General features: G+C 58.9%; 23 protein-coding genes. 13 read left to right on the top strand and 10 right to left on the bottom strand.

Annotated elements, in window-relative coordinates:
- Positions 1-121: 121 nt before the first annotated feature.
- Entirely contained in the window at positions 122-994 is an 873-nt protein-coding gene (locus tag GJU83_RS10215; protein ID WP_153634245.1) for a carboxylate/amino acid/amine transporter, read from the bottom strand.
- A gap of 85 nt (positions 995-1,079) precedes the next feature.
- On the opposite strand from GJU83_RS10215, the gene GJU83_RS10210 reads away from it, so the two are divergent.
- Positions 1,080-2,501 carry an MATE family efflux transporter gene (locus GJU83_RS10210; RefSeq protein WP_153634244.1) on the top strand — a complete coding sequence of 474 codons (1,422 nt, stop codon included), beginning with the start codon at positions 1,080-1,082 and terminating at the stop codon, positions 2,499-2,501.
- Here the strand turns inward: GJU83_RS10210 and GJU83_RS10205 are convergent.
- Entirely contained in the window at positions 2,465-3,475 is a 1,011-nt protein-coding gene (locus tag GJU83_RS10205) for a GGDEF domain-containing protein (RefSeq protein WP_153634243.1), read from the bottom strand. The two genes, GJU83_RS10210 and GJU83_RS10205, sit on opposite strands and share 37 nt — an antisense overlap.
- Positions 3,476-3,756: 281 nt before the next feature.
- Between GJU83_RS10205 and GJU83_RS10200 the strand changes: the two genes are divergently transcribed.
- Entirely contained in the window at positions 3,757-4,881 is a 1,125-nt protein-coding gene (locus GJU83_RS10200) for an HD-GYP domain-containing protein (RefSeq protein WP_069182580.1), read from the top strand.
- Positions 4,882-4,908: 27 nt separating this feature from the next.
- Here the strand turns inward: GJU83_RS10200 and fghA are convergent, their stop codons facing one another.
- Both fghA and GJU83_RS10190 read right to left on the bottom strand, forming a co-directional pair.
- Complete coding sequence (fghA, locus tag GJU83_RS10195; protein WP_153634242.1) at positions 4,909-5,751, bottom strand: S-formylglutathione hydrolase; 843 nt, start codon at positions 5,749-5,751, stop codon at positions 4,909-4,911.
- A gap of 30 nt (positions 5,752-5,781) precedes the next feature.
- Entirely contained in the window at positions 5,782-6,213 is a 432-nt protein-coding gene (locus GJU83_RS10190) for a CBS domain-containing protein (RefSeq protein WP_008176998.1), read from the bottom strand.
- A 182-nt stretch (positions 6,214-6,395) separates the two neighbouring features.
- On the opposite strand from GJU83_RS10190, the gene GJU83_RS10185 reads away from it, so the two are divergent.
- Together GJU83_RS10185 and GJU83_RS10180 are read left to right on the top strand one after the other, a co-directional pair.
- A complete protein-coding gene (locus GJU83_RS10185; protein ID WP_064229278.1) occupies positions 6,396-7,757 on the top strand; it encodes an alanine/glycine:cation symporter family protein in 1,362 nt (453 codons plus the stop codon).
- A gap of 122 nt (positions 7,758-7,879) precedes the next feature.
- A complete protein-coding gene (locus GJU83_RS10180; RefSeq protein ID WP_069182577.1) occupies positions 7,880-8,533 on the top strand; it encodes a peroxiredoxin in 654 nt (217 codons plus the stop codon).
- A 109-nt stretch (positions 8,534-8,642) separates the two neighbouring features.
- Here GJU83_RS10180 and GJU83_RS10175 read toward each other — a convergent pair whose 3' ends face one another.
- From GJU83_RS10175 to GJU83_RS10165, 3 genes are all read right to left on the bottom strand, one after another.
- Positions 8,643-9,425 (bottom strand): MetQ/NlpA family ABC transporter substrate-binding protein, encoded by a 783-nt coding sequence (locus tag GJU83_RS10175; protein ID WP_153634241.1) that lies wholly within the window; start codon positions 9,423-9,425, stop codon positions 8,643-8,645.
- A 184-nt stretch (positions 9,426-9,609) separates the two neighbouring features.
- A complete protein-coding gene (locus tag GJU83_RS10170; protein WP_104320885.1) occupies positions 9,610-10,275 on the bottom strand; it encodes a methionine ABC transporter permease in 666 nt (221 codons plus the stop codon).
- On the bottom strand, positions 10,275-11,282 hold the full coding sequence (locus GJU83_RS10165) for a methionine ABC transporter ATP-binding protein (protein ID WP_153634240.1): 1,008 nt from the start codon (positions 11,280-11,282) through the stop codon (positions 10,275-10,277). The genes GJU83_RS10170 and GJU83_RS10165 overlap by 1 nt, the downstream gene beginning before the upstream one ends.
- 214 nt (positions 11,283-11,496) lie before the next feature.
- Here GJU83_RS10165 and GJU83_RS10160 point away from each other — a divergent pair, with 214 nt between their 5' ends.
- A complete protein-coding gene (locus GJU83_RS10160) occupies positions 11,497-12,918 on the top strand; it encodes an HDOD domain-containing protein (RefSeq protein WP_153634239.1) in 1,422 nt (473 codons plus the stop codon).
- Between the two features lie 36 nt (positions 12,919-12,954).
- Here the strand turns inward: GJU83_RS10160 and GJU83_RS10155 are convergent, their stop codons facing one another.
- Positions 12,955-13,572, bottom strand: a complete 618-nt coding sequence (locus GJU83_RS10155) for a hypothetical protein (RefSeq protein WP_153634238.1) — start codon at positions 13,570-13,572, stop codon at positions 12,955-12,957.
- 130 nt (positions 13,573-13,702) lie between these two features.
- Entirely contained in the window at positions 13,703-15,190 is a 1,488-nt protein-coding gene (locus GJU83_RS10150; RefSeq protein ID WP_153634237.1) for an amidase, read from the bottom strand.
- A gap of 52 nt (positions 15,191-15,242) precedes the next feature.
- Here GJU83_RS10150 and GJU83_RS10145 point away from each other — a divergent pair, with 52 nt between their 5' ends.
- Both GJU83_RS10145 and GJU83_RS10140 read left to right on the top strand, forming a co-directional pair.
- Positions 15,243-16,382, top strand: coding sequence for a lysozyme family protein (locus tag GJU83_RS10145; protein ID WP_153634236.1), 1,140 nt, complete (start codon positions 15,243-15,245; stop codon positions 16,380-16,382).
- On the top strand, positions 16,361-17,131 hold the full coding sequence (locus GJU83_RS10140; RefSeq protein WP_153634235.1) for a sulfite exporter TauE/SafE family protein: 771 nt from the start codon (positions 16,361-16,363) through the stop codon (positions 17,129-17,131). The genes GJU83_RS10145 and GJU83_RS10140 overlap by 22 nt, the downstream gene beginning before the upstream one ends.
- Here the strand turns inward: GJU83_RS10140 and GJU83_RS10135 are convergent.
- Positions 17,114-19,456 carry a sensor domain-containing diguanylate cyclase gene (locus tag GJU83_RS10135; protein ID WP_153634234.1) on the bottom strand — a complete coding sequence of 781 codons (2,343 nt, stop codon included), beginning with the start codon at positions 19,454-19,456 and terminating at the stop codon, positions 17,114-17,116. The two genes, GJU83_RS10140 and GJU83_RS10135, sit on opposite strands and share 18 nt — an antisense overlap.
- Positions 19,457-19,643: 187 nt before the next feature.
- Between GJU83_RS10135 and GJU83_RS10130 the strand changes: the two genes are divergently transcribed.
- The 6 genes from GJU83_RS10130 (at position 19,644) to GJU83_RS10105 (ending at position 24,968) form a co-directional block, all read left to right on the top strand.
- On the top strand, positions 19,644-20,432 hold the full coding sequence (locus GJU83_RS10130) for a MotA/TolQ/ExbB proton channel family protein (protein WP_153634233.1): 789 nt from the start codon (positions 19,644-19,646) through the stop codon (positions 20,430-20,432).
- A complete protein-coding gene (locus GJU83_RS10125; protein ID WP_008176970.1) occupies positions 20,419-20,814 on the top strand; it encodes an ExbD/TolR family protein in 396 nt (131 codons plus the stop codon). The genes GJU83_RS10130 and GJU83_RS10125 overlap by 14 nt, the downstream gene beginning before the upstream one ends.
- On the top strand, positions 20,811-21,221 hold the full coding sequence (locus GJU83_RS10120) for an ExbD/TolR family protein (protein WP_136630411.1): 411 nt from the start codon (positions 20,811-20,813) through the stop codon (positions 21,219-21,221). Before GJU83_RS10125 ends, GJU83_RS10120 begins: the two co-directional genes overlap by 4 nt.
- A complete protein-coding gene (locus GJU83_RS10115; RefSeq protein ID WP_153634232.1) occupies positions 21,218-21,982 on the top strand; it encodes an energy transducer TonB in 765 nt (254 codons plus the stop codon). Before GJU83_RS10120 ends, GJU83_RS10115 begins: the two co-directional genes overlap by 4 nt.
- A gap of 335 nt (positions 21,983-22,317) precedes the next feature.
- Entirely contained in the window at positions 22,318-23,166 is an 849-nt protein-coding gene (locus GJU83_RS10110) for a formate/nitrite transporter family protein (protein WP_008176963.1), read from the top strand.
- A gap of 77 nt (positions 23,167-23,243) precedes the next feature.
- A complete protein-coding gene (locus GJU83_RS10105; protein ID WP_153634231.1) occupies positions 23,244-24,968 on the top strand; it encodes a bifunctional protein-serine/threonine kinase/phosphatase in 1,725 nt (574 codons plus the stop codon).
- Positions 24,969-25,105: the final 137 nt, after the last annotated feature.

Below are 25,105 nucleotides of genomic sequence, written 5' to 3'. Positions count from 1 at the left end.
GGAAAATGAAACAGGCGCAAAAGAGTAGCCCCTGATGAACACCATTGATATTCATCAAAAGTTACCCTGCGTATGGGAGTTTAACGGCAGAGGGTGACGGAACCTTAGTGCGTGCAGTTACTTATGTCGAAACAGCCAGCCGTGCCCGGGGATGGAAACGGGCGTTTACCCACAGGGAGAAGACGATAACCCCGCCACCGACCGCCAGCCTCAGCAGGTCGGCATCACGGTTCCAGATCAGCAGATTGACCACCAGGCCCGCAGGCACCAGGGCATTGTTCATGATTGCCAGAGTACCGGCATCCACCACGCAGGCACCGCGGTTCCAGAGGAAAAGACCGAGGCCCGAGGCAGCAAGCCCCAGCCACGCCAGGATGCCCCACTGCACCGGGGTGGTGGGCAGTTTCTCGGCGTTACCGAAAATGAGGAAGGATGGCAGCGCAATGATCAGGGCGCCGAAGAAAAAATAGCCGAAGGTGCGGTAAGCAGGCATGCCGGTAGGGTAATGCTGCATGACATGCTTGTATCCCACCTGGCCGGCGGCAAACGTAAAATTCGCCACCTGCAGCAACAGGAAGCCAGTGATAAAGTCCTCACTGAGCCCATCGTAGCGTATGATACCCGCGCCAACAGTTGCGATGGCCGCCGCGAGGAGCGCCACCGGTGAAAACCGGCGAAACAGCGCGTCATCCAGCAGGGTCACATACAGCGGGGTGAAAATCGTGAACAGCAGCACTTCCGGAACAGTCAGGTAGCTGAAAGACCGGTAAAGACACAGGTAGGTAATACCGAACTGCAACATGCCGGTTACCAGGATGCCCAGCTTCTGTCCCGGAGCCACGCCACGCCAGCGGGTGAACGGCAAAAACACCAGAGCACCGAGCAGAACACGGCTGAGCACCGCAAAATCGCTGTCTACCTGGCCGGCCAGAAATTCGCCGATCAGACTGAAAGAAAACGCCCACAGAACGGTAACAAAAACCAGAAGTCCCATCGCCACTGCCATCTGTTGTGATCGAGGCGCGTACTTTAACGGTTTTGGGAGAAACTTGCAGTGCAGAAGCACCGGATAGCACCCAATGGATGAAATCCACCAGCCATTACCGGAACCCAGGCAGCCTCTGGTGGCCCGAACCCTCACCGAGTGGCGAACCCTCGCCATTCTGGGCGGGCCGATCCTGATTGCGCAGGTCGCCCAGATGGCCAACGGCGTGATCGATACCATCATGGCCGGCCACGCCAGTGCCGAGGACCTGGCTGCGGTGGGTATTGGCAGTAGCCTGTGGATGCCCCTGTTCCTGTTTTTCATGGGCATGCTGGGAGCCCTGCAACCCATCATTTCCGGCTACAACGGCGCCGGGGAGGTTGGGAAAATCATGCCCGCCACCTGGCAGGGGCTGTATCTTGCCGCCGCCGGATCCGTGATCATGATCGGGCTGCTGACCCATGTGCATCCGGTACTGGCGCTTCTGAACCTGGAGGCCAACACCGCACGCATTACCCAGGGCTACCTCAATGCCTTCGCCTGGGGTATTCCTGCCCTGCTGTTACTGACAGCACTTCGGGGCCTGACCGATGGCCTCGGGCACACCCGCGTGATCATGGCCTTCTCCGTGCTCAGCACACTGATCAACCTGCCGATGAACTACATCTTCATCTACGGCAAGCTGGGGCTGCCAGCAATGGGCGGGATTGGCTGCGGATGGGCCACTTCCATTTCCAACGGCGTCGCGGCAGTAGCCTTGCTGGTGTATCTGAACCGCAGCCGGGTGTACCGCCAGTTCCACCTGATTGCCGATTGGGTCAAGCCGGATCTGGCAGGCATGCGCTATATCCTCGGCGTCGGCGTGCCCATCGGCTTTACCATTTTCGTTGAGGCCAGTCTGTTCTCGGTGATCGCCCTGTTTCTGGCTCCCCTTGGCCCGGTGGTGGTAGCCGGCCATCAGATAGCGCTGAATGTGGTGTCTTTGCTGTTCATGCTGCCATTGAGCATAGGCATGGCATTGACGCTGCGAGTCAGCTTCCTGATGGGTGCACGGGCGCCTGCCACTGCAAGGCTGATCTCCCGCAGTTCCCTGATTCTCGCCGCCGCCACGGCGCTGGTTTTTGCAATACTGCTGTTTGTGTTTTCACGGGAAATCGCAGCACTCTACACCAGTGATTCAGAGGTTCAGGCGGTGACCGTGAGGCTTCTGATGTTCGCTGCCCTGTTCCAGATTGCCGATGTTATCCAGGTAACCTGCATCAGTGCATTGCGTGGCTACAAGGACACCCGTATTCCGATGTTCATCATGCTGTTTTCATTCTGGGGTGTAGGCCTGCCACTGGGATATCTGCTGACGTTCACAGACTGGTTGGTGCCGGCCATGGGCGCTGCCGGTTTCTGGGTGGGCCTGACTGGTGGACTGGCATCTGCCAGCATTCTGTTGGGCTGGAGACTGTTCCTGTATGCGCCTGATAACAGTCAGACGGCATCGGCTGCCGGTTCCGGCGCCTCATGAAGATCCGCAAATACGATCCGGTCCCGACCGGTTTCCTTGGCTTCATACAGTGCTGCATCAGCCCGGGCCAGCCAGCTGTCGACGCCCTCGCCATGGCGCAGCAGCGCCACGCCAAACGACGCGGTGACGGCCCCACCGGGGTGTTTCATATACTTGCGCAGCACCTGCTGCAAGTTATTCATTACCGCCTTGAGGCCAATACCATCCACCCCCGGCAAAAGCAGCACAAACTCCTCGCCGCCGTACCGGAACAACTGGTCTGATTTGCGCGTGTTCTGTTTCAGCAGGGCCACCAGATCAGTCAGCACGTCATCGCCGACACCATGCCCATGCTCATCGTTGATTCTCTTGAAATGATCGATATCCAGCAGAACCAGGGCATAGGGCAGCCCGGTGCGCTCGGCATTCGCTGCAGCCAGATCCAGTTCCTGATCCATGGAGCGCCGGTTCTTGATACCGGTAAGCGGATCAATCGTTGCCAGATGCTCCAGACGCTCCCGCTGATCATGATTCCTGTGAGCAAACACATAGGCACAGGCGCTGACCACAAACGCCGTTGAGGCAAAGGACCACATCTGGACATCAGAGCGGAAGGCACCGCCATGAATCATGAGTACGACGACGGAAGCGACGTTCAAAAACACCGCGATACGAGGGTTGGCGAGAAAGAAAGTAGTTACAAGACAGGGATAAAGCCAAAAAAGCCCGGGTTCGCCCACCACGGCACCAACCGTTACCGCGCCGCTGCAGGCAATAACCGCAAGCACCAGGCCGCTTCGACGGGTATCCCCACTGGCCCACGCGTATATCAGCGTGATAAGAATGCCGACAAGAATTGCCGTGTCGACAGAACCCGCAAGGGTATTGCCCTGCATAAAGCGCATGGCAGCGAAAGGCGTAATGCCCAAAATCGCGCTAGCGCCCAACAAAGTAATGATCGACAACCTGAAATCGGTCTTAAGGCGATGAAGCATTCAGCGTTAATTTCCATAAAAAAAACTATTCTGTATCCCAGAATAGCGCAATCAATTTGAATGATCGTTACGAAGCAACGATTCTTTACACATTGTCCTTCAAAAAAGACAAAGTGTGAACGCATGCTCATTTTTTTGCATCAGAAAACAGTAGCAGCCGTAAAATCAGGTAAAACCATACCGCCCCATGCTCACAGAATTGCGGCTTCAGTGGAGGGCCATGGGCATTCGGGGTTACACTTGCAAAGCTACATAACTAACCTGTACCCGAGACACCTGTTTTGACCGAACTTGTTCGAATCGCTCCCGGCGCGCTGACCATCGGCCGCCCCCTGCCCTGGGATGTCTATGACACCGACGGGAATATCCTGTTGCGCCAGGGCTACGTGATTCAGACCAACTCCCAGCTGGAACAGTTGTTCGAACGGGGCCGGTTCAAACCCCGCAAGATAGAGCGTCCCCAGGAAGAGGTCTTCGAGGATACACGGGATCGCAACCCGTTTGCCGATTACCCGGATCTGCTGCATTCCCTTGAAGCAACCCTGAACGCCATCACCGAATCCGACCCCTCGGCACAGAAACGCCTGCTGGGCCTGGCCCGGATGATTGAGCGCACCTGCACCGAGTCACCCGACGCAACCCTGGCGCTGGTTCATCTTTACTCGATCGGTCCGGTCATTCACGAGCAAATCCTGTTCTACGCCATTTTGTGCCAGTTCATCGGCCGTCAGTTCGGTCTTGAGGAGAGCCGGGTTGCCGTACTGACTGCCGCGGCCCTGACGGCCAATCTTGCACTGGTGCCCATTGCCGACAAGCTGAATGCGTCCAATACGGTCCTCAACGACGAGCAACGGAGCGTTATTCGCAAGCACCCGCAACGCAGCATCCAGGCCCTCAGGGCCGCAGGCATCGACAACAAGCTACTGCTCACCATCATCGCCCAACACCACGAACAGGCTGATGGCAGCGGCTATCCAAAAGGCCTCAGTGGTACCGAAATACGGCCAGAAGCGGAAATTCTGGCACTGGCAGAGCGCTACGTGGCCATGATCACCAAACGGGCCTACCGGCAGCGCATGAACGTGGCCAACGCCCGCAAGTTGATTGCCAATCTTGCAGACGGCAAGTATCGCCCGGCCATACCCAAGGCCCTGCTGCAGGTTCTGGGCGAGTTCCCGCCCGGCATTCTGGTTCGGCTGGAAAACAACGAAGTGGGCGTGGTCACCCGCCGGCCAGTGCGGGCCCGGGGGCCATTCGTTAAAGCCATTTTCGGCCCTCGCGGCAACCGTTATTCCGGCACTTTCGAGCGGGATACCAGCGAGCCTGACTTTGGTATCCAGGCTCTCGAGGAGCCCGAAATCATGCCCTCCATGGACTTCAGCCTGGTCTGGGGCTTCCGCTCCTGACCTGCTTCATCCTCCGATAGAGCCTGCTCAAAGACCCAGTGCTTCGGCATGATGATCCAGGTGATCATCAATAAACGAGGCAATGAAGAAATAGCTGTGGTCATAGCCCCGATGCATGCGCAGGTTGATGTGATGGTGGAACTTCTCACAGGTATCTGCCAGAACATCCGGGTTCAATTGACTGTCCAGGAACTCATCCGCCGTGCCCTGATCCACCAGTAGCGGCAATCGTTCGCGGGCGGTCGGGATCAGCAGGGTGGCGTCCCACTCTTCCCAGCTGCGCGGATCATCCCCCAGATAGCCTCTGAAAGCTTTCTGGCCCCAGGGACATTCGGTGGGATTGGCAATGGGCGCAAAGGCAGACACCGAAGCATATCGACCGGGGTTTTTCAGGGCACAGATCAAGGCACCATGGCCGCCCATGGAATGGCCGCTGATTGAACGTTTGTCCGTAACCGGCAACTCGTTCTCGATCAACTGCGGCAATTCCTTCACCACATAGTCATACATCCGGTAATGGGGTGCCCAGGGTTGCTCGGTGGCGTTGATGTAGAAACCGGCTCCGGAGCCAAAATCGTAACTGTCGTCCTCGCCCGGCAGGTTTACCCCACGGGGGCTGGTGTCCGGGCACACAATCGCCATGCCGAGCTGTGCAGCCCGTTTCTGGGCACCCGCCTTTTGCATGAAATTCTGGTCGGTGCAGGTCAGCCCTGATAGCCAGTAGAGAACCGGCACCTTCTTCGGGTTGGAGCCCACAGCCACGGGCGGCAGGTACACCGCAAACTCCATGTCGCATTCGAGGGTAGCGGAAGTATGCCGGTAGCGGCGGTGCTCGCCTTCGAAACAGACGTTCGTGGATAGGAGTTCCATAGTGTCCTCAATTCAGAAAATAGGTGTGTTTCAGTCCAGGGCACTGGCGTGCTTTGGCGGCTCGAGACCGAAACCGGTGCGCGCCAGCTCGGCCAGGATAGCAGTACGGGTGACAATACCAATCAGTTTGCCGTGATCCACAACAGGGTACACCTTTGGCTTGCCCGCACCGAGGTTCTGGGCAAGATCCACTACGGCCATCTCTGCCGAAATCGTCACCGGTTTCCGGAACATGACGTCGTCAACAAGTGGATCGCCCTCACGGTGATAGCCGCTGACCAGCAGGGCATGGATACAGTCCTGCTCGGAGATGAATCCGATAACATGGCGCTGGTCATCAACAACCGGAAGGCCGGTTACGTGATTGTGGAGCAGCGTCTTCACCACCTTGGTGAGCTGCGTGCCACAGCGGACCGGCTCGATGTGGTTCCACATGACATCTGACACTTTCAGTGAACGCATGGGCAGATTCCCTCCCCTTGTTGGATAGTCGCCATTGCTATGAGCATAGGCAATCACACCCGAATCCACCAATTTTCCCGGGCCGTCGGTTTACACGGAAAGATATCTGACTAAACTCAACCGGTTATACCCAACCCGGGTCAAAAATCCATACCAATCCATGGCATACAGAGGGAGATCCCATGGAAGCTATTTCTGAATTTGTAGGACAGATAAACGGACTGGTCTGGGGCCCACCCATGCTGGTTCTGATACTGGGCGTCGGGCTGTTCCTCAGTCTCGGCCTCAAGTTGATGCCGGTGCTGAAGCTGGGCGCCGGCTTCCGGCTGATGTGGAAAGGTCGTACTGCCGCCGGAGCCGAATCCGAGGGTGAAATCCCGCCGTTCCAGGCGTTGATGACAGCCCTTTCTGCCACTGTGGGCACCGGCAACATTGCCGGTGTTGCAACCGCGGTGTTCCTCGGCGGCCCCGGGGCCCTCTTCTGGATGTGGCTCACGGCCCTGGTGGGCATGGCCACCAAGTACTCCGAAGCAGTGCTGGCTGTGCGCTACCGGGAGGTGGACGAGCGCGGTGATCACGTTGGTGGCCCCATGTACTACATCCGCAACGGGCTGGGCCGCAAGTGGGCCTGGCTTGGTGTCCTGTTCGCCGTATTTGCCGCCATTGCCGGCTTCGGCATCGGCAACACGGTTCAGGCCAATTCGGTGGCGGATGTCATGGAAACCAACTTCGGACTGCCACACTGGCTGACTGGCCTGGTGCTCATGGTCCTGGTGGGCATGGTCCTGATTGGTGGCATCCGCAGGATCGGCCATGTTGCCAGTGCCCTGGTGCCGTTGATGGCGGTTTCCTATCTGATTGCCGGGCTGGTGGTGCTGGCGATTAACGCCGCCGACATTCCCGCCGCCTTTTCCCTGGTGATCAAGCACGCCTTTAGCCCCATCGCCGCCGAGGGTGGATTTGCCGGTGCAGCCGTGTGGGCCGCAATCCGTTTCGGTGTGGCGCGAGGCATCTTTTCCAATGAAGCGGGCCTCGGCTCCGCGCCCATTGCCCACGCCGCGGCGCAAACCCGTAACCCGATCAACCAGGGTATGGTGGCCATGCTTGGCACCTTCATTGACACCATTATTATCTGCACCATCACCGGCCTGGTGATTATTACCTCCGGCACCTGGACCTCCGGGGAATCCGGCGCTGCCCTGACATCCATGGCGTTTCAGGAGGCGCTACCCGGCGTTGGCAACTATCTTGTAGCTATCGCCCTGGCAGTTTTTGCCTTTACAACCATTCTTGGCTGGTCGTTCTACGGCGAACGCTGTATCGAGTTCCTGTTCGGCGTAAAGGCGATTGTGCCTTACCGCGTTGCATGGATTCTGGCCATCCCCGTTGGCGCCACCCTCAACCTGGGCTTCGTCTGGCTGGTGGCAGACACCCTGAATGCCATGATGGCGCTGCCAAACCTGATCGCCCTGCTGATGCTGAGCCCGGTCGTGTTCAAGCTTACCCGGGAGCACTTTGAAAAAGAGAAGGCATTGGGGGTTTGAGCCCCTTGTAATTGCCTCATATGGCACCAAGGTTTGACGTATACAGGCAGAATACAACCCGGCAGCTTTCTTGCCGATATAACAAACGAAATTGTCACTACCATGATCGAAGGAGAGTACACATGACTTTACGTCTCGGAGATACCGCACCCGATTTTGAGCAGGACTCCAGTGAAGGGAAGATTTCGTTTTACGACTGGCTGGGAGACAGCTGGGGCGTGCTGTTTTCACACCCGGCGGATTTTACCCCGGTCTGCACCACGGAACTGGGCCTGACCGCCAAGCTGAAGGATGAGTTCGCCAAGCGCGGTGTGAAGGCCATCGCCCTGAGTGTCGATCCCGTTGACTCCCACCACGAGTGGATCAAGGACATCAACGAAACCCAGGGTTGCTCGGTGAACTTCCCGATCATCGCGGACCATGATCGCAAAGTGTCGCAGCTGTACGACATGATCCACCCCAATGCCGACAGCAGCCTCACGGTGCGTTCGCTGTTCGTGATTGATCCGAACAAGAAAGTGCGCCTGATGATTACCTACCCGGCCAGCACCGGTCGTAACTTCAACGAAGTTCTGCGGGTGATCGATTCGCTGCAGCTGACCGACGAACACAAGGTCGCCACACCGGGCAACTGGGAGCGTGGCGGCGACGTGGTTATCGTCCCGTCCCTGCAGGACGAGGAAGAAATCAAGCAACGCTTCCCGAAGGGCTACAAGGCGGTGAAATCCTACCTGCGGATGACACCGGACCCGAAAGCCAACTGGAGCGGTGACTGATCACCAATTTCCAGTGCAAACAAAAAGGCCGGGCAGCTGACGCTGTCCGGCCTTTTTTGTGGAACTGGGGTCAGATGAATGCTTTCACCCGGCCCCGATACCTCAGTAATCAGAATGCCGGAACAACGGCACCCTCATACTTCTCCATGATGAAGTCGCGAACCGCATCAGACTTCAGGGCCTCGGCCAGCTTCTGCATGGCTTCGCTGTCCTTGTTGTCCGGACGGGCTACCAGGATGTTCACATAGGGGGACTCGGAGCCCTCAATCACCAGCGCATCTTCAGACGGGTTCAGACCGGCTTCCAGCGCATAGTTGGTGTTAATCAGCGCCAGATCCACCTGATTCAGGATGCGGGGCAGGGTGGCAGCTTCCAGCTCCTTGAAGTCCAGATCTTTCGGGTTCTCGGCAATGTCACGGGGAGTCGCTGTGATCTTGCTTTCATCCTTCAGGGTAATCACGCCGGCCTTCTGCAGGAGCAGCAGTGCACGGCCACCGTTGGTGGGGTCGTTCGGAATGGCAACCACGGCACCTTCCTCCAGCTCGTCCAGGGAATCAATCTTGCTGGAGTAAGCGCCAAACGGCTCAACATGAACGCCGGTCACGGTCACTAGGTTGGTGCCACGGCCTTCGTTGAATTCATCCAGGTACGGCTGGTGCTGGAAGAAGTTCGCATCCATTCGCTTCTGGTCAACCTGGATGTTTGGCTGGATGTAATCGGTAAAAACTTTCACATCCAACTCCACGCCCTGCTCAGCCAACTGTGGCTTCACGAATTCCAGGATTTCTGCGTGGGGAACCGGTGTGGCTGCTACAGAGAGTTCTTCCGCAGCAACGGCACCTGAGAAAGTAGCTGCGGCAGCCAGTGCCACAAATGTTTTCTTCAGATTCATAAATCGATACTCCTGTTATCAGTTAAAAAAACGTTATGGCTTACCTGAAAAGCCCGGGCCGCTGGCGGGGAAGCCCTTCGGAAAACGTGGAGCGCCAAGGATGGCGCGACCGAGCCCTACAGGGACGTATTTACGGGCGTTTTTTCGAAGGGCTTCCCAGCCAGCGGCTTGCACCAAGGCATGCCTATTTGCGGCTGAAATACAGAACCAGACGGTCGCCGACCATCTGCAGCACCTGTACGAAAATAACCAGTAGGGCGACTGTAATAACCATTACGTCGGTCTGGAATCGTTGATAGCCGAAGCGGATGGCCAGGTCACCAAGACCACCGCCACCAATAACGCCGGACATGGCCGCGTAGGAAACCAGAGTGATCGCGGTAACGGTGATACCCGCGATGATGCCTGGCAGAGCTTCCGGTAACAGTGCACCAAAGATGATCTGTTTAACGCTGGCACCCATCGCCTGTGTGGCCTCGATGATGCCGCGGTCCACTTCCCGCAGAGAGGTTTCGACCAGTCTCGCAAAGAACGGTGCACCGCCAGCCACCAGCGGCGGAATCGCTCCGGCTACGCCCAGGGACGTGCCGATCAGCATTACGGTGAAGGGAATCATAACGATCAGCAGGATGATGAACGGCACGGAACGGAGTACGTTCACCACGAACGACAGCACCGCATAGGCCACCGGCTGTTCCAGCAGCTGGCGTTTGCCGAACAGGAACAGCAGGACACCGATGGGCAGGCCGATCAGGACGCTGAACAGCAGGGACATGCCCACCATCACCAGGGTATCCCAGCTGGCCCAGCCGATTTCGGTCCAGTCTACATTGCTTAACAGGGCTTCCATCAGCGCAGTACCTCCACGTGAACGTCGGCAGCTTTCAGCGCCTCCATGGCCACCTCGAGATCACCGCCCACCAGTGACAGGGTCAGCTGGCCGTAGGGGGTGTCCTTAATGTGGTCGATACGGCCGGAAAGGATGCTGAAATCCACGCCAGACTCCCGGGCGACGCTGCCCAGCAGCGGCTTGTAGGTGGATTCGCCCTTGAAGGTCAGGCGCAAGATGCGGCCGTCGGCCTTGCTGAGGTCTTCCTGAAGCTCCTCCCGGTCGATGCTTTCGCTCTCGAACACGAAGTCGCGGGTGGTCGGGTGCTTCGGGTGCAGGAACACCTCGCTGACCGGCCCCATTTCCACCACTTCACCGGCGTCCATCACCGCCACCCGGTCGCAGACGCGGCGCACCACGTCCATTTCGTGGGTGATCAGGACGATGGTCAGTCCCAGTTCCCGGTTGATATCCGCCAGCAGCTTCAGCACCGACTGGGTGGTTTGCGGGTCGAGGGCGCTGGTGGCTTCGTCGCAGAGCAGGATGGTGGGCCGGCACGCCAGGGCACGGGCAATGCCCACTCGCTGTTTCTGGCCACCGGAGAGCTGCGACGGATATTTGTTGGCATGGTCGGTGAGGCTGACCCGGGCCAACAGTTCTTCAACGCGGTCGCGGATCTCGGCTTTCGAGTAAATGCCCGCCAGCTTCATGGGGAAGGCGATGTTGTCCGCCACGGTCTTGGACGACAGCAGGTTGAAGTGCTGGAAGATCATGCCCACTTTGCGGCGAAAGGCGCGAAGTTCGGCAGCGTCGTAGTCGGTGATGTTCTCGTCGTCGATCAGAATCCGGCCGCCGGTGGGCGGTTCCAGCAGGTTGATCAGACGCACCAGCGTCGATTTACCGGCGCCGGAATGGCCAACAATGCCGAACACCTCGCCGGTTTGAATGGTCATATTGGTGGGATGCAGCGCGGGGATCGCCCGGCCGCCTACCTGATACGACTTCTGTACCTGGTCAAATACAATCACGGTCAGCGCCTTGTGGGTGCAGCGTTAAAACCGGCGATTATAGCCCAAACGGTCGGCAAACCCGAATTCCGGAATGATTCTCAGTGTGGGTAGATATCCTTACACAAACGGTTACCTGACACCGCGCAGCCTGGTGAACTAAACTTGGAAAACAAAAGAACCTCACATTTCCCCGGAGCTCTTCCAGAGACGCGCTGCCCAGAGACTCTCCAACGTGACCAACGAAAAACAACCAACGCCCTCAAGGATGAACTCTACCCAGGCATGGGTTACCTACCTCAGCAAAGTCGAGTTGCCGGTACTGGCCAATACGCTTCGGCGAATCAATGAGCTGACCGACAGCAAGAACAGCACGGTTAATGAGCTTGCCAACGTCATTCTCAACGATGCCCAGCTCACCTCCCAGGTGCTACGGCTGTCCAATACCGTGTTCTATAACCAGACCCGGACCCAGGTCAGCACGGTAAGCCGCGCGATCACCCTGATCGGCTTTGACGCGGTGAAATCCATGGCCATCTCCTCACTGATCGTCGATGCCCTGCTGAAACGCAACGACCGCCCCCACCTGTTGCGCTGCCTGGCCCGGGCGATCCACGCCGCGGTTCAGGCCCGGTGCCTGATGCCCAGACGCAACGAAACTGCGCTTGAGGAAGTATTTATCGGGGCATTGTTGATGAACATTGGCGAGCTGGCGTTCTGGTCCTGCGAGACCGACCAGGCTACAGAACTGGAGGAACGCCTGCGCCTTGATGAGCCACCGGTTGAGGCGCAGAAGGCCGTGCTGCACTCAACCTTTACGGAAATCACCCGGGGGCTTGTGGATGCCTGGTCCCTGGGGCCCTTTATCAAGGATGTTGTCTCGCCGGGGCAGGCCAATTCCACGGCCTCAAGCCTGGTGCGGAATTCCGTGGAGATGGCCCGGTTGTCCGAACAGGGCTGGAGCGGCCCGGACATGGACAAGGTATTGGAGCGTCTGGGCAAGGACATCGGTGAGAGCCCGGCCGTGGTCCGCGATCAACTCAAGGTGAACGCCTCGGAAGCCACCCGGGTGGCCGTTTCTCTCGGCATCCCTCAGGTCACCGCCATGATGCCTGGCGCCGACGGCAAATCAGGCGACGCCGGAGCACAGGCTCCGGACATGGATCCGGAACTTCAGTTGGAAATCCTGCGTGAACTGAGCCAGTGCCTGGCGGAGAAACCGGACATCAACGAAGTCTGTCAGCTGGTCATCGAAGGAATACACCGGGCAATTGGTATGCAGCGGGTCGCCCTGTTAATGAGTGACCGCACTGGCAACGAACTGGTGCCCCGGAAACTCGGCGGTCGCGGCACGGAGGAATGGCGCCAGCACTTTGTGATTCGGAAGGACGGCACCGGACCATTGGGTTCGCTTCTGCCCCATGCACACTGCAGCATCTTCGAGCCCAAACCGAACGCCGAGGGAGTGCCCTACGATCGCTGGCTCGGCAAAGTGCCGGCCTTGATCGGCCCGATCAAGGCCAATGGACGCCTTATCGGTCTGTTTTACGCCGACAATGCAGCCGGGACCTACACGCCCTCGAAAGAGCAGCTGTCAGCATTCGGCCACTTTATTCAAAACGCGCAGCTGTGCCTGACCCTGATGTCCACCCACTGACAGCCGGAGCCACTGGTTCCGGCTGTCAGTTCTTCTTCAGTGCAGGGCCCGCATCTGGCGCGGGTAAAGTGCGGCGCTGACTTCCGGCTCTTCCAGCAGGTCGGCCAGCTCGCGATCTACGTTAGTCTCTTCGCCTTCTTCCGGCAACGGCTCGAACAGGGTGCTCAGCCAGGAGGCTACGGAGGGTGCTTCGTCCCGTTTGTAATCGGTGGACAGCGCCTTGATCCGGCGGAAGCCGATGATACGCTGATGTTTGGGATCCCGAATCTGTTCAAAACCCCGCCAGTAGACGTGATCCCTGGTGTGCAGCTGCACGAACAGGGTGTCGATGGGGCCGTCTGAATCGTCGGCACCCTCGGCTTCTTCCTCAATGGCTTCCTGGGCCGCTTCGGCTTCCACTTCGGGTTTCTTGTGACGGATGGTGGTCCAGGCCGGGTACAGCACGGCCACGGCATCCGCTTCAACATGCTCGCGGGCGGCGCGGAGGATCAACCCCCAGCGGGCCTTGTCGGCATCGGTTTCAAGGGAATTGATGGGCAAGTCATAGCTTTGTTCGCTGGACAGGACGATGGCCATCATGGGGGCGTCTAACTCCCCCATGGCCTCGGCCTGTGCTACTGATACCAGTTCGTCGATTGCCATCGGTTGGTTCATAATACGCTCGCCTCCTCGATGCCATCAGGGTCGTTCAGGAAGAAGGGGTCTTCCTGACTAACAGCATAGCCTGTTCCGGCTACAAAGATAAACGTGGAGTTTCCCCAGCCGGATCACAACCCCGGATACCTCAGAACGCGTCCTCAAGCCTTTCGTAGTTGCTGAACCAGGGATTGGCCTCTTCCAGTTGGCCCGCCAGCTGAAGCAGGGTCGCTTCGGCGCCGTGGGGACCGCCAAACTGGACCCCGACCGGTAAACCTTCGGCAGTCCAGTGCATCGGTACCGACATGGCAGGTGTCCCGGTCAGGTTTGCCAACTGGGTAAACGGCGTCCGGGCCAGGCTTTCCAGGGCCATCTGATCCACCTGGCCAGTACGATGAACCAGTTTGCCGGCCTTCAATTTCAGCATCAGGCGGGCAGCGAACTTGAGGTGGGCCGGCGTTTCCAGTTCGCCGATGGCGGCCGGCAACTGCCCGGTGGTCGGGCTGAGGTAGAGATCGTAACTCCCGAAAAATGCACCCAGCGCCCTGGCAAACTCGTTCCACTGCTGGCGCCGCCGGACATAGTCGGACAGCGGCATCGTCTCACCAAGCATGCCGATCAGCCGGGTATCCAGCTCGAAATCGCTGTCGGTGGCGCCGAACTGCTCTTTCGCCTTCGCCATCAGCGCCGACACTTCACCGAAATACAGGCCGAGGTAGCAGCGGGCCAGGGCCATGCCGTCGAATTCCGGCGCAGCATACTCAACCCTGTGACCCAGATTCTCGAGAACCCGGGCCGTTTCCTCCACGGCTGCAACGCACTCCGGTGCTACCTCCGTATTGTAGGGTGAAGACGTGAACACGCCGATTCTTAGCTCGCCCGGAGACCGCTGCATGAGCTCGGAGTAGGCCGCAGACGGCCCGGGAATCTCGAACGGGTCGCCCGGAGCCGGCCCACTGAGCACATCCAGCATCGCCGCACTGTCTCTCACCGTCCGGCTGACCACATGGTCGGTAGACGCACCGGTCCAGGCTTCACCCATAAAGGGACCCGAGGAAATGCGTCCCCGGGACGGCTTGAGGCCAAACAGGCCATTGTAGGCTGCGGGAATGCGGATGGAGCCGCCGCCATCGTTGGCGCCGGCCATGGGTACAATGCCGGCCGCCACGGCCACGCCGGAGCCGCCACTTGAGCCACCCGGGGTCAGCTCCGTGTTCCAGGGGTTGCGGGTTGGCCCCCAGAGCTCAGACTCGGTCACCGCTTTCAGACCAAACTCCGGCGTGGCGGTTCGCCCCAGGAAAACCAGCCCACCGTCCCGTGCCCGGCGGACAAATTCCGAATCCTGGGGCGCAATATTCTTTATCAGCCCCCGGCTGCCGTAGGTACACGGGTGACCCGACTGCTCCTGGGCGAGGTCCTTGAGCAGCAGGGGCACGCCGGCAAAAACCGCCTGCTCGGGGAAGTGCTGTGCTGGCGCCTCGGAGAACTGCGGATAGCAGATCGCATTAAGTGTGCTGTTCACGCGGGTTGCCCGCTCAACCGCTGCCTCGCATACTTCCCTTGAAGTGACCTCACCCCGACGGACAAGATCAGCGAGTGCGGTAGCATCGTAACGAAGATATTCAGATTGCTTCATGGCAGGTTCCCTTTGTTATTCTGTTTTGAGGAAGGTCACGGGTATATCGTCTATGGTCAGAATTCTCAAGAGCTTACGCCAGCTTGCCGTGATTTTCATCCTGGCAGCGCCGGTTGCCGTTGCCGCCCAGGACCCGCCGCCAGCGGCCAGTGAAGACAGCGACTGGACCCGCGTGGTCCGGTCCTCGCCCTACTGGGTCAGCCAGGGGGTATTTGAAAACATCCTCACGATCCGGCGCTGGGTATTAAAAGAATCCGGCTATTGCGCCAGTGCCCAGCGCCACGTCCTCTACGATATGCGGGGGCGCTTTCTGGCCTGGATCAGTGATGGCGAAGACCGCGAGGCCACCCAGCGCCTGCTGAACACCACCCGAAAATCACTGTATGAGAATGGCAAGGTGGAAGACTGGGTTGCCGGCGAGACCGGCCAGACCGGCTATCCGTTCGCCCTTTCCTGCGACCAACCCCATGTGAACGTCGACGAGGCCGTTGCGCGGTATCTTGGCACCCTGCCGGCGGACCGGATCTGGGGCGCCTGGGACGACCTCAATTTTGCCGACAGCAGTGCTCCGGAAAGCCTTCATGATGCACTGATCTACGTGTACGAGCACCGCAGCAGTCAGAACCGCCTGACTCTGCCACAAGCCTTGCCCCGCTACCTGGCGGGCCAGATCCTGATTGAGAGTGGCGCACAGGCAAGAGCCCATTCCCGGGCAAACGCCAGGGGCATCCTGCAGCTGTCACCTGCGGCTCTGTCCGACTGCCAGATTGCCCCCAACAATTTCTGGCATCGGCTGGCACAGATCGACTGCGCCCTGCGGCTGATGAACCAGAATGCCCGCAATCTGGCTCCGGTTTTCGAGCAACGGTTTGGTCATCTGCCAGAAGCCAAGAGGGACCGTCTGTTCACCCTTCTATTGGTTCAGGCGTATCATGGCGGCGCCGGACGGGTTCAGGCGTTGTTGGACGATCCAGTGCTGTCGCAACCAGCAGAGTATTTTGCCGCCAACCATGAACGCTTTACCGCCGGCGATATTGCCTTCGGCCTGATTTTTCACAATCTGGGGCGGGACCGCCTCGGTCTTGCGTCGCTCTACTATGTGGCCGACGTTCAACTGGCAACCGAGGCCCTGTGTCGCACGGCCAAACTGAAATCAACGGAATTCTGCGAATGGAAGTACTCCACCAACTGATACCCGAAAGCCTGAGCCTTCCAGTCGCCGTTTTCCTGCTAGCCAGTTCCACCATCACCTCGATGATCACTGCCAGTCTCGGCGCGGGTGGCGGGGTTCTGCTGCTGGTACTTATGGCCAGCTGGATGCCGCCCGCCGCCATTATTCCGGTTCACGGCATGATCCAGCTGGGCTCCAATGTTGGTCGGGCAGCACTGACCTGGCGACACGTGGACTGGCGAGTCATTGCCGCTTTCCTGCCCGGCGTCATGGTAGGCGCGGCCCTGGGCGCCTGGTTGCTGGTGAATCTTCCGGCCCATATCTGGCAGCTGACCATCGCCCTGTTCGTTCTCTACCTTTGCTGGGGGCCGGCTCTGCCAAAAGGCGCGTTCGGGGCTCCGGGCGTGTTTGTGGCGTCGGCCTTGACCAGTTTTGTCAGCCTGTTCGTGGGCGCCACCGGGCCTCTGGTCGCTGCGTTCATCAAGCAGATCCATAACGACAGATTCAAAACGGTGGCCACCTTCGCCACGGCCATGACGCTGCAGCACGCCCCCAAGGCGCTCGTATTCGGAGCCGCCGGATTCATCTTCTTCGAATGGCTGCCATTCATAATTGCCATGATCATCTGCGGCTTTGCCGGCACCTGGCTCGGACTCCATGTACTGAAGTCCCTGAGCAACCATAAGTTCACACTGATCTTTAATCTCGTGCTGACCGCGCTGGCCATTCGTCTGCTGTGGCAGGCCATTGTCTCAGCCGGCTGGTGGTGACGGGACGACGACAACCGTATTGCGCCCCCGGGATTTGGCGATGTAGCTACCCTCATCGGCCCGTGCCATGACCTCTCTCGGGCCGCTATCTTCCGGTGTCAGTTCCGTGAGGCCAATGCTCGTGGTGACACCGAAGGACCGGCCGTCATGTTCGATCCGAAGCGCTTCAACATCGGCGCGAATCCGTTCCGCCAGTGCCTGGGCCCTGGCCATGCCACAAGCCGGTAGAATAATACCGAACTCATCCCCACCCAGTCTGGCCACGGTATCGGACTGGCGAACCGATTCCTTGAACAGTTCGGCGAGCCGTTTAAGCAGATCATCGCCGAGCAGGTGGCCGCCCTCATCATTGACCGGTTTGAAGTAGTCCAGGTCAATGAGCATCAACACCGAACGTGCTTCCTGGCGCCCGGCCTCGCCCAGGCAACGGACCAGCGACGCATTGAACGCGCGCCGATTCAGCAAATGGGTCAGGCTGTCGTGGGTCGCCTCCCAGGACAGCCGTTCTTCCTGACGACGGCGATCGCTGTCGTCCCTCAGCACGAAAACCAGACGCTCATCCTCTCGCCCCTGGCGAATGTGCAGCATGGTGAGGTCTATGGGGAAGGGAACGCCCAATGAGTTCCGCAAGGTGACGTAAAGGCTGTCCAGGTCATCCCCGGACAGGAACTCCTGTGCCGTCAGTTCCCGCTCTTCCGTCTCGATGGTAACCAACTGGAAGAAGTTTCTAAGCACGCACTCGCCCTCAATGCCCAGCAGGCGGCAGGCAGCATCGTTGGCAAACCGGATAACCCCCTCGACATCGACCATCAGGACGCCTTCCTGAAGAACGCGGAGTATGGTTTCCGCGCGCTGCTGCTCGGTCTTGAGTGCCTCTTCCACTTCCAGCTCATGGGATATATCGCGAACGACCGTGATGGTGCCGAGAGCCTTTTCAGGCGTCTGGATTGCCGCCGTCATCACATCGGCCCAGATCACCCGATCCGGAGCCGCCAGTCTCAACCGGCCCCGGAAAACGCTCTGGCTCCTGATCGCATTCTTCCAACCGGCAATCGCCTCCTGCCGGTCGGCACTGTCCACACGATCGGCCAGGTAACTGTATGTGAGATCTTCCGCCGGTTTGCCGACGATCGCCTCGAAAGCCGGGTTGGCAAACTCGATACGGCCCAGGACGTCGGTCTGGACAATACCGATGGGCGCACTCTGGGTAAGGGAACGGAAAAATGCCTCTCTTTCTGCCAGAGACACCAGAACTTCATCACGCTCATCGGTCACCGTGTTAAAGATCTCGGCAACCTGGCGGATTTCCTTACCCCCGGCGACATCCACCGGATCGGAACGCATACCCAGGTGGCGCTCACGGATCTGGATGCCCAATGTCTTAAGCGGCGCCATCAGCCGCCGGAAACGCCACAGTGCCACGGGCGCAATCAAGAGGATGACCAGCAGCAGGATCCAAACGAAGGCATCCACCGTGCGTGTAATTGGTGCAAGGGCTTCCCGGGCAGGCCAGGAGGCGGAAACAAACCAGGGCACCTGGGTCAGCTGCTGCACCGACATGATGGTCTTTTCACCATTACTGTTGCGGGTCTCCAAGGTGCCCTCGAACCCCTCCATCGCATCCCGGAGTACAGGATTCGCGACCCGCACCGGCGCCATGGGCTGGTGGTCCCGCTGGTCAACCACCACAAAACCACTGCGGGTTGCCACACCGAGATAGCCGGTCGTTCCTATACGGATGTTAATGAACTGATCCAGAAAATTGTTGCCATCCAGCGCGATGGCACCACCAATCACACCAATGAAACGCTGGCGGTGGTCGAAAATCGGCGCAGCCACCATGATGGCCGGCTTTTCCTGATAGTGAGAGATGTAAGGCTCGCTGATCACCGGGGTGAGCGTGGAGGAAATCCGCTGAAAATACTCCCGGTTACTGACATCCAGTCCCGCCTGCCGGTAATCTTCGGGATTCTCGGCTATGACCAGACCGTTTTCATCGATCAGGTAAACCGCATCGAACAGATGCTCCAGGGCTGTTTGGCGGCGGATCAGGATCCGGGCCCTGGTGTTGAGAACATCACCGGACATGGTGAGATTCTGGGCTACGTGGTTGAGTGCCTCCAGTCGCAGGGCCAGCTTGTCGTCCAGCTCCCCCGCAATAAGCGTGGCAATCGTTTCCACCTGGTTACGGGCCTGCTGCTCCAGCTCGGAGCGGCTCAGCAGGAAACCGGCAACGGTTACCAGCAGGGCCGTCAGGATGATCGCAACAACCACCAGGGCCACTGCCCGATTCGCCAGGCTACCCAACCATCTCCTGATCATCATGACTTCCAGGCCCCGCAGCGGGTTAGACAACCGGTAATGATCTGACCTCCGTTTTTTCTTTCTTTTTGCAACTCTTACATTTAACTCAATTCTAACAGAGGGCTTTGTGAAGTCAGGTTACACGCTTGCAAATTCAATGATAATCGTTATTATTTAGTTCCATTTTTGCACATTGAGAACTCTTCGCATGACGGACCTAACTCTGCCCCTGAATGCCGGCCCGATCACCCAACTTATTGATATGGGTGGCCCTGTCATGATTGTTCTGGTGGTGCTTGCCGTCATTGGCTTCGTTACCTTCGTGTATCTGATGCTTCTCGGGGCCCTCTATGCACCGCGTTTGTCTGGCCGGCTTAAACAAACCGTAATGAACTGGCAGAAGGATCCGGCGTCAGTCCGACCGTCCGAGGTTCGACATCAGGCTGGACGATGGGGGCAGATGAATCCGCTGCAGCGGCTTGTCACCGATACGATTGAGGCCATTCAGAACGGCCAGGATGATCGCCAGATTCGGGAAACCGCCGCGCGGGATGCGCAACATTCTCTCGAGCCGTTCGAGGCACCCCTCAAGATTATTGAAGTCATCGCAGCCCTGGCGCCACTGCTCGGTCTGCTGGGAACCGTGCTCGGCATGATGGAAGCTTTCAGCGCCATGGCGGCTACCGAAGGCCGGGCCAACGCCACTCAACTCAGTGGCGGCATCTATGAGGCGCTGACCACCACGGCGGCGGGCCTGGTTGTCGCCATACCCTTTGCCGCCCTGGCTGCCTGGATCGAGTTCCGTCTGCGCCGCATCCACAAGACCATCAACAGCACCCTGGTTTCAGTTCTGCATATCGTGCCGGAGCAGACTCTGGAGGCCGCAGACACGTCGTACCAGTCTCCGGCGCAACAGCTTGATACAGAGACAACCAGCGAGGAGCCTGATCGCTATTCAACCGTCCGGGGTCAGCGATTCGCCCATGCAACTGGTTGAACCGAGACCAAGTCGTCCGATTCCGATCCGGATTACGCCTCTGATTGATGTGGTGTTCATACTTCTGGTGTTCTTTATGCTGACCACCCGGCTACTGCCCGTGGATTACCTGGAGCTGGCCAACAACACCTCGAACCGCAGCCCGATCACTGGCGAGCCGCTGCCCGAGCTGACAGTGACTGCCAATGGCAAGGTGCAGTGGCAGGGACAGGCCATGGCCCTCGACCAGCTCATGACCGAGCTGGGCAACGCCGGTATTACCGAAGTAAACCTCGCAACAACCGGCGACACACCGCTGGGAGCCTTCACCCGGGTGCTCAGCAGCCTGGTTGACCAGGGTATCGACAGCCACTGGAAGCGGACGAACGCAACAACACCATGAGCGATCTGGTTCCACCTCCGTTTACCTCCGGCAAAACCTTGATGGAACGTGTGGAAGATGCACTTCTGCCGTTGATCAACCTTGTGTTTCTGCTGCTCATGTTTTTCATTGTTGCCGGCCAACTGACCGATGACCCACTTCCGGAATTACCTGCCACGCAGCAGGCGGAGGACCGGCAGTCGCCCCACGCAGACATGATTGTCAGTGCCGAGGGCGAGTGGAAAGTGAACGGCGAGCTACTCGACAGGGACTCCCTGGTTGCCAGACTGCCAAAACCTGGCGAAGAGCAGCCCCTGAAAATCGCCGCTGCAGAACGAATCACCATGGCGGACCTGGAGACACTGTTCCGGTTGCTTGAGGAAGCCGGATACAAGGATATTCTGTTGTTGACGGAGCCTGGCCAATGATGCCGCAACAACCGCCCTTCCGGTGGGCACTCTTGCTGCTGGCATTCATGATCACTCTTGTCGCCCTGGTGTTCGCGTCTCCCGAAAAGACGGTGGAGCTCAACACTTTGGGCGAATCCGCGGTCAATACGGCGCCCGCTATTCGCATAAAGCTGGCCGGTGAAACCGCGCCGAAACCCGAGGCTGCGCCAAAGGCAGAACCCGAACCCCAACCGGAACCCAAACCAGTACCAGAACCAGAACCAGAACCAAAACCAGAGCTGGAGCCAGAGCCAGAGCCAGAACCTGAACCTGAACCTGAACCTGAACCTGAGCCGAAACCTGAGCCAGCGCCGGAACCTCAGCCGGTAGCGGAACCCACGCCCGAGCCAGAGACCGCCGAAGCGCAAGCACCGAGCGGTGAGCCGGCAGAAACCGCAACGGAGCAACAATCGCAGGCGACCGTTCCATTGCAGAACGCTGGCGTCAAATCAGAAGTGGACAATTACCTGTCCAGGCTCAGCCGCCACCTTGCCCGGTATTATGAATATCCCCGACGGGCAAGGCGCCTGGGTCAGGAAGGCACTCCTGTCATAGTGTTCGAATTCCAGAGGGATGGCTCGCTGATCGCCCACAGCCTGAGAACCAGCTCCGGACACCAGCTTCTGGACGAGTCGGCACTGGCCATGCTGGAGCAGGCAGCACCCCTGCCTGAGGTACCCGACGAGATTGCCGGACAAAAATTCCGCTACGCCTTGCCAGTGCGCTTCAGCCTTCGCTGAGCCTCGCCATGGCTGCGCCAGGTTGCAGCAGCCTTAACCATTCACGCACCGATCGGGTGCGTCGGATCAGCAATCGCGTCTTCACCCGCTTCGCGCGACATCCCTCTCAGAACGTTACCCTTTTGATTTACATCCGTTTTCCCCGGCAGACCGCCAAGCTGGCACAGTCTCTGCACCCACTCGGTTAGCGGAACCAATGTCGGTTCTGCTCACAGCGACAGATTCATTCAGACGACGGCGTCTACTCGCACCTGCAAATTGCAGGCACCGGGTACCGCCGTTTTTTTTGGCCGCTTGAAAAGTCCGGCCATCCGAGAGAAGTCAGGGGAAACATTATGTCTTACATCGTGCCTTCGGAGTTCGTCACCAAAATGGTCGACGCCGGCGAATCCAAGATCTACATGTCAACGCGGGACACACTGATTCGGGCCTTTATGGCGGGCGCCATTCTGGCGCTGGCTGCCGCGTTTGCCATTACCGTAGCGGTCGAGACCGGCGTGTTCCTGATCGGCGCCATCCTGTTCCCGATCGGCTTTTGCATGCTTTACCTGATGGGCTTCGACCTGCTGACCGGCGTGTTCATGCTCACGCCCCTTGCATTGCTTGATAAACGCCCCGGAGTGACCCCGGCAGCCATACTGCGCAACTGGGGTTGGGTATTCCTTGGCAACCTGGGCGGCGCACTGACCGTCGCCTTCATGATGGCGTTTATCTTCACCTACGGTTTCAATACCGATCCCGGTGCCGTTGGCGCGAAGATCGCCAGTGTTGGTGAAGCGCGCACGCTTGGCTACGCGGAGTTCGGTGCTGCCGGCTGGGCCACCATTTTCATTCGCGGCATGCTGTGCAACTGGATGGTCTCCATGGGCGTGGTTGGCGCCATGATTTCCACCAGCGTCAGTGGCAAGGTACTGGCTATGTGGATGCCCATCATGCTGTTCTTCTTCATGGGTTTCGAGCACTCCATCGTGAACATGTTCCTGTTCCCGTCTGCCATCATCATGGGCGGCGAGTTCTCGGTGATGGACTACCTGTGGTGGAACGAGATTCCCACCGTTCTCGGTAACCTGGTTGGCGGCCTCGCCTTTACCGGCCTGACCCTCTACACCACCCATGTGCGCACCGCGCCCAAGCGCAAGGTTGCGGAAACCTACAACGACGCTGCCCTGGCCCGTACCAACTGAGTCTGGGCGTCCTGCAACTCCGGCTGCCGCACCCGCCGGAGTTGCGTTTTCCTTGATCGAGGAAATGCCGTTTCCCAATGACCAGCTCCCTTTCCGTTTCCGCCGGCCAGTACTCCGACGCTGGCGTCAAACCAGTCAACCAGGACTTCCACGGTTTACTGGTGCCAAAGGGCCACCAGCTGATCACCAAAGGCATCGCCGTTGCCATCGCCGACGGCATCAGCTCCAGCAATGTCAGCCAGATTGCCAGCGAGTCCGCCGTCGCGGGTTTCCTCAGCGACTACTTTTCCACTCCGGAAAGCTGGTCGGTGAAACAGTCCGCCCAACGGGTGCTGCTCGCAACCAATGCCTGGCTTCATGCCCAGACCCGGCAAAGCCAATACCGCTATGACCGCGACCGAGGCTATGTCTGTACCCTGAGCGTGATGGTGCTCAGGTCCGCCACCGCACATCTGTTTCATATCGGCGACACCCGCATCTACCGGGTTCACCACGACCAACTTGAACAGCTCAGCACCGATCACCGGCTCTGGCTCTCCCCGGAAGAGAGCTGCCTGACCCGGGCCATGGGCATTGGCCATCAACTGGATATCGATTATCGAAGCCTGCCGATCCAGCCCGGCGATACCTTTTTGCTGGCGACCGACGGCATCCATGAGCACCTGGATGAGCGAACCATGGCCGGTATCATCCGGGAATCTGGCGATGATCTGGACGCTGCCGCCCGCCGGTTGGCAGCCCAGGCCCTCGAACGGGGCAGTGATGACAACCTGACCGCCCAGATCATCCGGGTGAACTCGGTTCCCGCGGTTCCGGAAAGCAGCGAGCTGTTTCACCAGCTGGCCCAGCTGCCCTTTGCGCCGGAACTTCAGCCGGGCCAACATCTGGACGGTTACCGGATTCTGAGACAGATTCACGCCAGCAGCCGCAGCCATGTCTACCTGGCGGTGGATGAGGAAACCGATACCCGGGTGGTGCTGAAGATGCCCTCACTGGAACAGAGACACGATCCGGTCTACCTGGAACAGTTTTCCACCGAGCAGTGGATTGCCAGGCGAATCAGCAGCGCTCATGTCGCAAGACCGTTCCAGTCCAGCCAACGACCCAGCTTTCTCTACCAGGCCACAGAGTTCGTGGAAGGCTGTACCTTGCGGCAATGGATGCTGGACAACCCGGCTCCGACACTTGATACCGTGCGTGATCTCGTTGAGCAGATTGGTAAAGGCTTGAGGGCATTCCACCGGCTTGAAATGGTGCACCAGGACCTGAAGCCGGAAAACGTGCTGGTGGATCCCCATGGCACTGTCACGCTGATTGATTTCGGTGCCACCCGGGTCGCCGGCCTTGAGGACTCTGAGATCGGCGAACAGGCGGTTCCTCGGGGGGCCGCCCTTTACAGTGCCCCTGAGACCTTTCTCGGCGAGCCCGGCAGCTGGCTATCAGACCAGTTCTCCCTGGGCGTGATTACCTACCAGTTGCTCACCGGCCAGCTTCCCTATGGCGCGGAAGTACCGAAAATCCATAGCCGGAACCAGCTTCGCGGGCTGAACTACCGGCCCGCGAGACACTTACGTGAGAATCTTCCCGCCTGGGTCGACGATACAATTGAAAAAGCGGTTCACCCTCAGGCCCACAGACGTTACCCGGCGCTCTCGGAATACCTGTACAACCTGCGACACCCATCCGTCGACTGGCACAAGCGTCATCGGCCGCCGTTAATGGAGCGCAATCCCGTGGCCTTCTGGCAGGGTGTATCCGCGTTATTGCTCCTGGCGTTGCTGGCAGCCCTCGGCCTGGGCTGAAGCGGGTATTGCCCGAGCAAGTTTTTGCCCCACCAGCAATCCTTCGCCCGGCGTTCGGGCGCGCGGTTGCCTGGCCCGCCGGGGACATCTCCGAGAAAAAAGATAACCCACTGTTTTAAAAACTATTTCCTCTTCTG

It is taken from the genome of Marinobacter salsuginis, from assembly GCF_009617755.1.
GTDB classification, from domain to species: domain Bacteria; phylum Pseudomonadota; class Gammaproteobacteria; order Pseudomonadales; family Oleiphilaceae; genus Marinobacter; species Marinobacter salsuginis.
The sequence above is the reverse complement of the archived record's forward strand: the minus strand, read 5'-3'. Positions and strand labels throughout refer to the sequence as shown.